Source organism: Rahnella sp. AN3-3W3 (genome assembly GCF_003263545.1).
GTDB classification, from domain to species: Bacteria; Pseudomonadota; Gammaproteobacteria; order Enterobacterales; family Enterobacteriaceae; genus Rahnella; species Rahnella variigena.
On the sequence record NZ_JYDG01000035.1, the window covers coordinates 1 to 11,220 of the forward strand.

Below are 11,220 nucleotides of genomic sequence, written 5' to 3' on the forward strand. Positions count from 1 at the left end.
CTCTGGTCGGTGTGGGCCGACGCCAGCAACCCTGAGTTTGAGGCAGTCACTCAAAAAACAGATATCGATAGCGAATTATATTCTCCTTCATTTTATTTCGGCCATGCCACTCATTTACTAAGTCATTTATTGTTTCTTATAAGCAAATATTGTGATTTTACAACTTAGCAACCTGACATTAATAATCCCTTCAGCTGCGCGGAATAAAGCGGCGTTATTTATTGAGTTCATTCGAATAATTCATGACTTATTACCTGACGGGAAATGTATGAAATCCTCTGTTAACGTTCGTTCTCTCACTGCGCTTGCGCTGTTAGTGCTCTCTTCCGGTCAGTCACTGTATGCCGCAGAACAACCGCAACAAGGCGGGAATCTGACGTGGGGCGTGGAAACCGAACCCAATACGCTCAATCCACAGTTAAACGGCCAGTCAAAAGCGGAACTGATCCTGCGTGTTGCCTATGAATCGCTGTTAGCACGCAAGCCGGACGGCTTTTACATTCCGTGGCTGGCAACCGGTTATCAGGTGTCTGACGATGGCAAAACCTACACGTTTACGCTACGCGATGACGTGACATTCTCTAATGGCGAGAAATTTAATGCCGCTGCCGTCGCCGAAAATTTCCGTCATGCACAGGATCCGGCGTATTGCGCAGGGTCGAGTATTTGCACGCTCGCAGGGCGAATTACCAGTGTCGCCACGCCGGATGAACACACCGTCAGCATTACGCTGAAAGACGTTTACAGCCCGTTCCTTTCCTTTGCTTCCGGCCTGAAGCTGATATCGCCTTCTTCATGGACTTCACCGCAGCTGAAATCCGGTGGTACAGACATCGCGGGTACCGGGCCATTTATTCTCAAACGCTATGAGAAAGGTCAGCAGATTGAGTATGTGCGCAACCCGGATTACCGCTGGGCATCGGCGAATGCGAAACATCAGGGTCCGGCATATCTCGAAGGGATTACGTACCGTTTCCTGCCGGAATCTTCCGTGCGCACCGGCGCGCTGCTGTCCGGTCAGGTAGATGTGATTGAAGGCGTTTCCGGTAACGATGCCGGTGAATTCAAAGACAATCCTGATTTCTCTTACCAGCACGCACTCAATACCGGCACACCTTATTCGTTGTTCCTGAATGTGAAATATGGCCCGACGCAGGACGTCAAAGTCCGTCAGGCGATATTACAGGGTCTGGATATTTCACCGATTTTGCAGTCGATCTATCGCGGCGAACGCACGCGTGTCTGGGGCATTACGTCGCCGGTCGATCCGTTGTATGACGCCAGCCTGAGCGGTAAATACGGCAATAACCCGACGCTCGCAAACCAGTTGCTTGATGAAGCAGGCTGGAAAACCAAAGGCGCCGACGGCATCCGCACCAAAAACGGCCAGCCGCTGAGCATTGAAATTATTCAGGCGCAGGCGACCGTGCGCGACCAGCGCGACGTGCTGTTGCAGGCGATACAGGCGCAGGCGCGGCAGCGGCTGGGCGTGGATCTGAAGATCCGTTATGTCGATTCCGGCACCTATACCGAAGTGCGCAAAACCGGCCAGTTCGGATCGATTGCCAACTCCAATACCGACACCGACGGCATTGATATCGAAAATCACTATCTGCCAGTCAATGGCGGCGGTGCGATCAATTACAGCCGCACCGATGCGCCGGAAATTATTCCGCTGCTCAAAGGCGCGTCGCTGACGCTGGATAACGCACAGCGCAAAACCTTCTACGGTCAGTTGCAGAATTTTGCGGTGTTGCAACAGGCACTGGCGATCCCGCTTTACGAGCCGGAAGATCAGATTGCGGCAGCGTCTTACGTTCACGGTGTCGGCTTCAGGCCTTTCAAACAGATGCCTGAAAACGCCTATGACGTCTGGCTGAGCAAGCATTAATCAGAAGTAAGGAATCAGAATATGTCGGCTGAAACTGCATTTATTTCTCCCCGTCGCCCTCAGGCCAGACCGTCGTGGCGCGGGCGGATCATCCGGCGGATAGTCACCGGCGTTTTGGTGCTGTGGGCAGCGGTTACGCTGTCGTTTATCAGCGTTTACCTCGCGCCCGGCGATATCGTCAGTTTGTTGATGGGCGAACAGGTGCATACACCGGCGATTGAGGCGGCGATCCGCGCCGAATGGGGACTGGATCAGCCGTTGTATCTGCAATATCTGCATTACCTGTGGCGCGTATTACACGGGGATTTTGGTCGTTCGTACATGCTCAATACCGACGTCAGTTCGCTGGTGCTGTCGCAGTTGTGGCCGACGCTGAAACTCACCGGTCTGGCGCTGGTGGTCAGTCTGGTGTTTGCCGTGCTGATGGCGGTCACGACCGCGCATCGTCGCCGGGGGCAACGCATCGCCGGTTTCATCGAACTGATTCTGGCGTCTACGCCCTCTTTCTGGCTTGGCATCGTGCTGCTGTTTATCTTCAGCTTTACCTTGCGCTGGTTTCCGGTCGCCGGTGACCGCAGTTTTTCGTCGCTGGTGTTACCGGCGTTCTCCCTCGGACTGGCGCAGGGCGCAGTGGTGTCGCAGGTGCTGCGCCGCGGGCTGGAAGATGCGCTTGATGAGCCCTTTGTTCTGACGCTGCGCGCCTGGGGACTGGGCAACACTGTCATCCGTTTACGCCATGCGCTGCGCCACGCCGCGCTGCCAGCGGTCACCCTCACCGGCTGGCTGATTGGCGGTCTGCTCAGCGGCGCGGTGATCACCGAACAGGTGTTTGGCCGTCCGGGACTGGGCAAAATCACCGTCGATGCCGTGCTGGGTAAGGATTTGCCGGTGGTGCTGGCGGTAGCGATTTTCTCGGCGCTGGTGTACGTGGTGCTCAGTACGCTGGTGGATATTTTGTACCTGTTTATCGATCCGCGCTTGCGCGACGCGCCCGCTGCCGGGGAGGAAAACGCATGAGTCAGATTCTGCTTTCCGGGCGCAATACACGCCGTTTCTCTGCCGGTGTTTTGCTGGCAGCCGGTTTTATATTTCTGGTACTGCTGGCGGTTGTCTTCCCCGCGTTGCTCACTTATTACGATCCGCTCAATGCCGATCCGGTTAACGCACAGCTTGCGCCTTCCGCCAGTCACTGGCTGGGCACCGATCAGTTAGGCCGCGACGTGCTGGCGCGTATCATTTATGGCAGCCGTTATTCCCTGCTGATTAGCCTGGCGGCGATGGTTGTCGCGGTCAGTATAGGCACCCTGCTTGGCCTGCTGGCGGGTTTATTCAAAGGGCCGCTGGATGAGCTGATCAGCGCGCGGTGGACGTGGTTTCAGCCTTTCCGGATTTGCTGCTGGCGCTGATGCTGATTGCCTTTACCGGTCCCGGCACCACCAATCTGATTTTCGCACTCGGCGTGGCGTCAGTGCCCCGCTTCACCCGCGTAGTGCGGGCACAAACCTTTCTGGTGATGTCTTCCGGCTATGTCGAACAGGCGCGCACGCTGGGGCTGAAGCGCCATGTGCTGGTCTGGCGGCATGTGTTGCCGCACGCCATTGCGCACGTTCCGGCGCTGGCGACGCTCGGGCTGGGCACGGCGATTATCGGCACCGCCGGGCTGAGTTTTCTCGGTATGGGCCCGCAACCGCCGACCGCCGAATGGGGGCTGATGCTGGCCGAAGGCCGTAATTATCTGCGTAATGCCTGGTGGATTGGCGTCTGGCCGGGCGTGGCAATCACCCTGACCGTGATTTCAGTCAACACACTCGGGCGTTACTGGCAGGCCACTTTTGAAGGAAAACGTCCATGAGCGACGAACTGTTAATTGATATCCAAAACCTGTCGATTTTCTTCCCGACTGCAGGCGGTGAAAAAGCCGCCGTCAGCGGGCTGAATCTGCAACTACGTCGCGGGGAATCCGTGGCATTTGTCGGTGAATCCGGCTCAGGGAAAACCGTGACAGCCCGCAGCCTGCTCGGCTTACAGGATGGCAAAGCGCGTATTACTGCCGATCGTTTTGTTATTGGCGGTGAAGACATGCTTGGCGCCAGCCAGCGGCGCTGGCGTAAAATTCGCGGCAGCCAGATTGGCTATGTATTGCAGGACGCGCTGGTGTCGCTCGATCCGTTACGGCAGGTCGGGCGGCAGCTTCGCGATGCGCTGACCGCCAGCCGCAAAACCGATCCGAAGTTGCTCAGCGAACAGGTGATCGCCTCTCTGAAATCGGTCGGATTTCCCGATGCGCAAAACCGCCTCAGTGCCTATCCGCATCAGCTTTCCGGAGGGTTACGCCAGCGGGTTTTAATTGCCACCGCACTGGCCGGAAATCCCGGTTTACTGATTGCCGATGAACCGACCACCGCGCTGGACATGACGGTGCAAAAACAGATCCTGGATTTGCTGCAACAGCGGCGCGATAAAGGCGAAAGCCTGCTGCTGATCAGCCACGATTTGTCGGTGGTCGGGCAACTGGCCGACCGTATTCTGGTGATGCATCAGGGCAAAGTGGTTGAGGAAGGTTGCGGCGAAAAGCTGCTGTCCGCGCCGGACCATCCCTATACGCAACAGCTACTGGCGGCGGTTCCGAGTCCGGCAACACGCGGGTTTAAGCTTTCCAGCAAACGTGGTGAACCGCTGCCTGCACGCAATATTTCCGTTTCTAATCCGGTGCTGGAAACCCGTCATCTCAGCAAAGCCTACGCTGGTAAAACCGTGGTCAGTCACGTCAGTCTGCAACTGTTTGCCGGTGAAACGCTGGGCATTGTCGGCGAATCGGGCTCGGGGAAAACCACGCTGGCGCGGATGATCCTCGGGCTGACCGAACCGGTATCCGGCACGATAGAAATTCAGGGGCAGCGCTGGAGCCAGGTTCCGGAAGCGCAGCGCAGACTGCAACGTCGTGGTATCCAGCTGATTGCGCAGGATCCGCTGAGTTCATTTGATCCGCGCTATAACGTTGAAAAAATCATCGGCGAAAGCCTCGACAGCGTGGGCATTTTTGGTGAGGAACGGCGCAACCGCGTCCGTCAGTTGCTGGATGAAGTGCAGCTTGGCGACAGTTTTCTGCACCGTTATCCGCGTGAATTGTCCGGCGGACAGCGTCAGCGAGTGGCGATTGCCCGTGCTTTTGCGCCGAATCCTGCGCTGCTGGTGGCCGATGAGCCGGTCAGCGCGCTGGATGTTTCGATTCAGGCGCAGGTATTGGATTTGCTGGCAAAAATGCAGGCCGAACACCGCACGGCGCTGTTGTTTATCTCCCATGATTTAGGCGTGGTGCACCATCTGGCCGACCGGGTGATGGTGATGAAAGACGGCAGCGTCGTGGAGCACGGAAATGTCGATGATGTGTTCTACCATCCGGCGCATCCGTGGACGAAAAAGCTGATTGATGCGCTGCCGGTTGTCAGTTCAAACCGGCACAATAAAGATTATCCGCTCCGGTATTATGCATAATATTACGCCCCGCATATCGTTAGCGATTTAAAGCATTTGTCGCAGGCAACCGAAAAGTTAATATTCCTTTAAGGAAATATGCGCGTTATTTATATTAACCAGCGGGAGTATGCATGATCACTGTCAGCGGACTGAATAAATCATTTAACCAATTCCCTGCCCTGTCGGATATTAATTTCACCGTAAATAAAGGTGAAGTGGTTTCGATTATTGGCCCATCAGGTTCCGGAAAATCCACTCTGTTACGTTCGCTGAATTTGCTGGTCAGGCCGGATTCCGGCCAGATCCAGATTGGAGATAAACACATTAATGCGGACACACTCACCCGCAGACAAACAGCCGATTTTCGCCGCCAGACTTCGATGGTTTTTCAGCACTACAATTTGTTTAAAAATAAAACCGCACTGGAAAACATCACTGAGATCTTACGTTTTACCCAAAAACTGAACAAAGCGCAGGCGCGCGAACGGGGTGAAGAATTGCTGGCGCAGGTGGGTCTGGCGCACAAAGCGGCGGCTTATCCCGGCACACTCTCCGGCGGACAGCAGCAGCGCGTCGGCATCGCCCGCGCCATGGCCGTTGATCCGCATGTCATTTTATTCGATGAGCCCACGTCATCCCTGGATCCTGAAATGCGCCGTGAAGTGCTGAACCTGATTGAAGGACTGGCCGGACGCGACTTAACCATGATGATCGTCACGCATGAAATGGGTTTTGCACGGGATGTCTCTGACCGGATATTTTTCATGGAGCACGGTCATATTATCGAACAAGGCGAACCGGCCAAAATCTTCCAGACCGGCTCTTCGAACCGCACCCGTTCTTTCTTACACGATTTTGCCTGATGGCCGTACACGGAACTTTGCACAATGAATTTTGATTTTCCTTATATGCTCGGCGTTATTCCGCAGATCCTCGTTTATCTTCCCGTGACCTTGCTGATTTCATTGCTTTCCATTTTGCTGGCTACCGTTCTGGGTATTATTTTCGCCTTGTTACTCAGGGCCGGTAAAATACCCGCGGCTTTCGCCCACCTTTATATTTCCTTCTTTCGCGGCACGCCGGTTCTGGTGCAGTTACTGATTATTTATTTTGGTTTGCCGCAAATTATTCCTTCGATGAATTCACTGAGCGCCATGAATGCGGTGATCCTCGGTTTAAGCTTAAACACGTCCGCTTATCTGGCGGAAATCTTCCGTGCCGCCATCGACTCTGTTGATAAAGGGCAGCTGGAAGCCTCTCTGGCCTCCGGACTGAGCATGTTTAAAGCCTCCAGCCGCATCCTGTTTCCGCAAGCCTGCCGCAATGCCATTCCGGCGACCGGCAACGTGTATATCGGCCTGATCAAGAACTCTTCGCTGGCGTTCACTTTAGGCGTTAGCGAACTGCTGGCCGCCGGAAAAATGGTGGCTACAGAATCGCTGAAATTCTTCGAAGCGTATTTCGCCGTGGCGCTGGTCTACTGGGCGCTGACCATCATTTTCAGTGAGTTACAGCGTCGCCTCGAAAAACATCTCGGCAAACCTTATGCCGGTTAAACAGGAAATTATGTTATGCGATTGTTAACACTGGCGATTTGTTCGCTCCCTCTTCTGCTGACCGCATGTGATAAACCCGCCGAAAAAGCGGATGACGAACCGGTTCTGCGGGTGGGTGCGACACCGGACGGTTATCCGCACTATTTCAAAGAGGGCGACACCATCAAAGGTTTCAGCGCGGACATTCTCAACGCCGTTGCCGGTAAGATTCACTATAAAGTTGAATGGGTAACGTCCGACTGGGGTGGCGTGCTGGGCTCTCTCGAAACCGGCAAAGTGGATACCGTAGGCAATTTCGCCGACACGCCGGAGCGGCGCAAAAAATATGATTATTCGGCGCCCTACTATTACTCAGCGGCGCAGTTAGCGGTGAGTAAAAACAACACCACCATTCATGGTTTGCAGGACATGAAAGGGAAAACCGTCGCCGCCGATCTCGGTTCGAACTATGCCAAAGTCCTGAAAGAGTTTGACCCGAAAAATGAAATCAAACTGGTGACCTTCGAGGGCATGGATGTGGTGGTTAACAGCGTGGCGCAGGGAAAAGTGGATGCCTATGTTTCCGGCCAGGTGATCCTGCTCGGGCAGATCAAGCATAAAAATCTGCCGTTGAAAGTTGTCGGTGAACCGTTTGGCCTGAAACAGGTCGCCCTGCCGTTCAGGAAAGATGCGCGCGGAGAAGCACTGAAACAGAAAGTGGATGTCGCACTGGGAGAATTACGGGCAGACGGGACATTGAAGAAGATTTCTGAAAAATGGTTCGACCGGGATCTGAGTGTGGATACAGAATTAACGTCAGTCAGCAAAAGACAATAAACCTGCCGTCTCTCCAGTCTGAAAACCCCGCCGGAACCAGGCGGGGTTTTCTTTTACGTCCGCAACCCCTGACGACGTTTTATCGATTTACCGGCCAGATACGCCAGCGAGGCGCACAGCAGGTAATACATCAGCCCGACCAGCAGGAAGATTTCTGCCGGGTAAATTTGTACCCGGTTATTCACCTGTCCGGCGACGGTGGTCAGTTCCGGCACGTTGACAATAAACGCCAGCGACGTGTCTTTCACCAGAGAGATCAGCAGCCCGAGATACGACGGCAGCAAATTCGGCCACGCCTGTGGTAACAGCACGAACAACAGCACTTTGCCGTCACTCATGCCGGACGCTATTCCCGCTTCAGTTTGCCCGCGCGGCAAGGCTTCCAGACCGGCCAGCGTCGAATGCATCACCGCCGCCGAGGTAAACCAGGCCAGCGCCAGAATCACCGTCATCGGCCCAGGGATCGACCCGCCAAATACCACCGGCAGCAGGAAATACAGCCAGAAAATCACGAATATCAGCGGAATGCCGCGGATAAACGACGCCCAGATAAACAGGATTTTCCGCGTCCAGCCGCCGAAACGCCACGCCAGCGCCGCCATCAGCACACCGAACACTAACGCCAGAACGCCCGCCGATGCCGCCATGATTAGCGTCAGCAATACTCCGCCCGGCTCGCCATCCGCCAGCCTTCCCCACAGCAGATAAGTGAAATTATCGTGTATAACAGACCAGTCAAACTCCATCGCGGGTTTCCTCCTTCAGTACCACCTGCGGCCTGTGCTGCGGTCGTTTCGGGCCAAACGCCGTCATCAGCCAGCCGAGGATCAGTCCGAGCGCCAGATAAAGCAGCGTCCCGACGGCGAAACCTTCAAAGGCGTGCGCGTTATAGCTTTCAATCTGGCTGACCTGATACGTCAGTTCCGAAAAACCAATACCTGTCGCCAGCGAGGAAAGCTTCATCAGGTTGAGATACTGGCCGGTGATCGGCTGCCACGCGTTGATCAGCGCCTGCGGCAGGATAATCGAAAGCAGCAGCGTTTTACGGCTGAAACCCTGAGAAATCGCCGCTTCGGTCTGGCCTTTGGGCACAGAATTCAGTCCGGCCTGCACTTCTTCCACCAGAAACGCCGCCGTGAACAGCGCCAGCCCCCAGGCCGCACACAGAAATTCCGGGGTCAGCCACGCAATGTTGCCCGGAAACGACGCCCACGGATGATTGTCGCCGATATAAAAACGCCAGCTTTGCGGCAGCGCGCCGTACGCCGCGAAATACCAGAACAGCAGTTGTACCAGCAGCGGCGTGTTGCGAAAAACAGAGACAAACGCCGCCACCGCACCGCGTGCCAGACGCGACGAACTCATGCGTAGCGCCAGCAGCAACACAGTCAGTAACGTGGCGAGCAGGCTGCCAACAATGCTGACATACAGCGTGGTGAGGAAGCCGGATATTATCCATTGCAGAGGCTGGCCGGTCAGCACGCCAGCCCAGTCGGGATGCCAGTTCATAGCGCGACTCCGCTCTGCGGATGCAGCGGGAACAGGACTTTTTGCAGAAACCGCTGCGCACGCGGATGTTGCGGACGCAGGAAGAAATCTTCCGGCTGCGCCTGTTCAAGAATTTCACCGCCGTCCATGAAAATCACCCGATCAGCGATTTCACGGGCAAAACTCATTTCGTGCGTCACCACAATCATGGTGATGCCGCTTTTCGCCAGTTCCTGCATCACCAGTAATACTTCGCCGATCATTTCCGGATCCAGCGCCGACGTCGGTTCATCAAATAAAATGATGCCCGGATCGGTGACTAACGCTCTGGCAATCGCCACCCGCTGCTGCTGACCGCCGGAAAGCTGCTCAGGATAATGCAGCGCTTTATCGCCCAGCCCGACGCGTGTCAGCAATGCACGTGCCTTTTCGCGTGCCTGAGTTTTCTTCCAGCCATGTACTTTGATCAGCGCCAGACTGACGTTGTCTTCGGCGGTGAGATGGGCATACAGGTTGAACTGCTGAAATACAAAGCCGATGTGCGTGCGCAACTGGCGTAATGCGGCACCTTTGAGATTGCGCGTCGGCTGGTTAGCGATAAGAATTTCACCGCTGCTGACCGATTCCAGCTGATTAATCAGCCGGATCAGCGTGGATTTTCCCGAACCGGAGGGCCCGCAAACTGCCACCACTTCACCGCTGTCCACACGCAAATCCACGTTACGGATAACCTCATGCGGACCAAAAGATTTACTGACCTGGCGGAATTCAACGGCTGCCGTTTTTCCGGCGGATGAATGTGAAAAAACCGCAGACGTCGCTGCGGTTGAGAGAGTGTCTTGCTGCATGTGTCTTACCTTGCATAAAACAGATTATTTGGCTTCGATTTTGAACAGACGCGGCTGAGGTGATTTAGTCTGCGGACCGAACCAGACGTTATAAATGCTGACCGCCTGACCGTTTTTCTCCAGATTCAGCAGCTCGTCATTGACCACTTTCAGCAAGCTGGTCTCGCCTTTTTTGACACCCACGCCAATCTCTTCTTTGCTCAGTAATTCAGGCAGCACTTTGTATTTCGCTTTATCCGGCGCGCCATCCAGCAAACCGGCCAGAATGGTGCTGTCCTGAGTAATGGCCTGCACGTTGCCGTTACGCAGCGCAGAAAGTGCCAGCGGAATATCGTCATAAGACAGCACGCGGGACTGCGGGAAGCGGTTATGCAATTCCTGCTCGCCGGTGGTGCCTTTCACCGCACCGATACGCGCCGTGGCATACGCATCCAGTTTATCCGGCGAATTTGCCGGCACCAGGAACTGCTGGCCGGTGACGAAATACGGCACGGAGAAGTCGATCACTTTCGCGCGTTCCGGCGTGATGGTGATATCAGCCACAATCAGATCCGCTTTACCGGACTGTAACAACGGAATGCGGTTCGCCGGATTGGTCGGTACCAGTTGCAATTTCACGCCCAGCGTTTTCGCCAGCGCTTTTGCGAAATCAACGTCATAACCGACGATGTCATGCGTTTTAGCATCCACAGACCCAAACGGCGGATTGGAATCGAAGGTCGCGACCTTCACCACACCGGCTTTCTTGATGTCCGCCAGCTGATCTGCGTGCGCCGCAAAAGAAGAAATCGTGCTGAGCGCCAGAAATAATCCGGCGGCAATCTTGGTTTTATTTACGTTAATGACAGCCATCGTTTTTCCTTATGAATAGTCTTCAGAGGGCTTATGCCCCAATTTTTCAAAGTGGAGTATTCAGAACAAATACAGACCTGTTTTTCTTTTGTAAGTCAGAGAATTGCACAAGGGATGAAGGCGGTGCCACTAACAAAAAGGGATATAGATGGGTGATTTAGGCATAAGGAGAGGAGATGTTGGGTTTGGGGGGAATTCCGTTTGCTCCCTCCCCTGCGAAGGGGAGGGTTGGGGTGGGGTATAAAGGTCAAAAACAAAAATTAATGTGTGCATGTTCTGGTCTAATAATCGG

Annotated in this window: 12 protein-coding genes; 8 read left to right on the plus strand and 4 right to left on the minus strand. The window is 54.8% G+C overall.

The features are described from left to right. Positions 1-268: 268 nt before the first annotated feature. The 8 genes from UC15_RS11230 (at position 269) to UC15_RS11260 (ending at position 7,740) form a co-directional block, all read left to right on the plus strand. Positions 269-1,891 carry an ABC transporter substrate-binding protein gene (locus UC15_RS11230; RefSeq protein ID WP_112288529.1) on the plus strand — a complete coding sequence of 541 codons (1,623 nt, stop codon included), beginning with the start codon at positions 269-271 and terminating at the stop codon, positions 1,889-1,891. Between the two features lie 21 nt (positions 1,892-1,912). Continuing rightward, complete coding sequence (locus UC15_RS11235) at positions 1,913-2,908, plus strand: ABC transporter permease (RefSeq protein WP_112288530.1); 996 nt, start codon at positions 1,913-1,915, stop codon at positions 2,906-2,908. Beyond that, positions 2,905-3,297: a hypothetical protein gene (locus UC15_RS25935; protein ID WP_232829857.1), complete on the plus strand. Its 393-nt coding sequence runs from the start codon at positions 2,905-2,907 to the stop codon at positions 3,295-3,297. Before UC15_RS11235 ends, UC15_RS25935 begins: the two co-directional genes overlap by 4 nt. Further along, complete coding sequence (locus tag UC15_RS25940) at positions 3,261-3,743, plus strand: ABC transporter permease (RefSeq protein WP_232829858.1); 483 nt, start codon at positions 3,261-3,263, stop codon at positions 3,741-3,743. The genes UC15_RS25935 and UC15_RS25940 overlap by 37 nt, the downstream gene beginning before the upstream one ends. Then, on the plus strand, positions 3,740-5,386 hold the full coding sequence (locus UC15_RS11245) for an ABC transporter ATP-binding protein (protein WP_112288531.1): 1,647 nt from the start codon (positions 3,740-3,742) through the stop codon (positions 5,384-5,386). The genes UC15_RS25940 and UC15_RS11245 overlap by 4 nt, the downstream gene beginning before the upstream one ends. A gap of 113 nt (positions 5,387-5,499) precedes the next feature. Continuing rightward, positions 5,500-6,231 (plus strand): amino acid ABC transporter ATP-binding protein, encoded by a 732-nt coding sequence (locus tag UC15_RS11250; RefSeq protein WP_112288532.1) that lies wholly within the window; start codon positions 5,500-5,502, stop codon positions 6,229-6,231. A gap of 24 nt (positions 6,232-6,255) precedes the next feature. Continuing rightward, positions 6,256-6,924: an amino acid ABC transporter permease gene (locus UC15_RS11255; protein ID WP_112288533.1), complete on the plus strand. Its 669-nt coding sequence runs from the start codon at positions 6,256-6,258 to the stop codon at positions 6,922-6,924. Between the two features lie 15 nt (positions 6,925-6,939). Continuing rightward, complete coding sequence (locus UC15_RS11260) at positions 6,940-7,740, plus strand: amino acid ABC transporter substrate-binding protein (RefSeq protein WP_112288534.1); 801 nt, start codon at positions 6,940-6,942, stop codon at positions 7,738-7,740. Between the two features lie 53 nt (positions 7,741-7,793). Here the strand turns inward: UC15_RS11260 and UC15_RS11265 are convergent, their stop codons facing one another. From UC15_RS11265 to UC15_RS11280, 4 genes are read right to left on the minus strand one after another with little or no spacing between them, the layout of a single operon-like run. Then, a complete protein-coding gene (locus UC15_RS11265; protein ID WP_112288535.1) occupies positions 7,794-8,486 on the minus strand; it encodes an amino acid ABC transporter permease in 693 nt (230 codons plus the stop codon). After that, positions 8,476-9,249 carry an amino acid ABC transporter permease gene (locus UC15_RS11270; protein WP_112288536.1) on the minus strand — a complete coding sequence of 258 codons (774 nt, stop codon included), beginning with the start codon at positions 9,247-9,249 and terminating at the stop codon, positions 8,476-8,478. Before UC15_RS11270 ends, UC15_RS11265 begins: the two co-directional genes overlap by 11 nt. Continuing rightward, on the minus strand, positions 9,246-10,076 hold the full coding sequence (locus UC15_RS11275) for an amino acid ABC transporter ATP-binding protein (protein ID WP_112288537.1): 831 nt from the start codon (positions 10,074-10,076) through the stop codon (positions 9,246-9,248). The genes UC15_RS11270 and UC15_RS11275 overlap by 4 nt, the downstream gene beginning before the upstream one ends. A gap of 24 nt (positions 10,077-10,100) precedes the next feature. Beyond that, positions 10,101-10,928: an ABC transporter substrate-binding protein gene (locus UC15_RS11280; protein WP_112288538.1), complete on the minus strand. Its 828-nt coding sequence runs from the start codon at positions 10,926-10,928 to the stop codon at positions 10,101-10,103. Positions 10,929-11,220: the final 292 nt, after the last annotated feature.

Coding starts and splice junctions, on each gene's coding strand:
- UC15_RS25935 (WP_232829857.1), top strand. CDS start 2,905: ATGAGTCAGATTCTGCTTTCCGGGCGCAATACACGCCGTTTCTCTGCC.
- UC15_RS11235 (WP_112288530.1), top strand. CDS start 1,913: ATGTCGGCTGAAACTGCATTTATTTCTCCCCGTCGCCCTCAGGCCAGA.
- UC15_RS11265 (WP_112288535.1), bottom strand. CDS start 8,486: ATGGAGTTTGACTGGTCTGTTATACACGATAATTTCACTTATCTGCTG.
- UC15_RS11250 (WP_112288532.1), top strand. CDS start 5,500: ATGATCACTGTCAGCGGACTGAATAAATCATTTAACCAATTCCCTGCC.
- UC15_RS11230 (WP_112288529.1), top strand. CDS start 269: ATGAAATCCTCTGTTAACGTTCGTTCTCTCACTGCGCTTGCGCTGTTA.
- UC15_RS11270 (WP_112288536.1), bottom strand. CDS start 9,249: ATGAACTGGCATCCCGACTGGGCTGGCGTGCTGACCGGCCAGCCTCTG.
- UC15_RS11260 (WP_112288534.1), top strand. CDS start 6,940: ATGCGATTGTTAACACTGGCGATTTGTTCGCTCCCTCTTCTGCTGACC.
- UC15_RS11280 (WP_112288538.1), bottom strand. CDS start 10,928: ATGGCTGTCATTAACGTAAATAAAACCAAGATTGCCGCCGGATTATTT.
- UC15_RS11245 (WP_112288531.1), top strand. CDS start 3,740: ATGAGCGACGAACTGTTAATTGATATCCAAAACCTGTCGATTTTCTTC.
- UC15_RS11255 (WP_112288533.1), top strand. CDS start 6,256: ATGAATTTTGATTTTCCTTATATGCTCGGCGTTATTCCGCAGATCCTC.
- UC15_RS11275 (WP_112288537.1), bottom strand. CDS start 10,076: ATGCAGCAAGACACTCTCTCAACCGCAGCGACGTCTGCGGTTTTTTCA.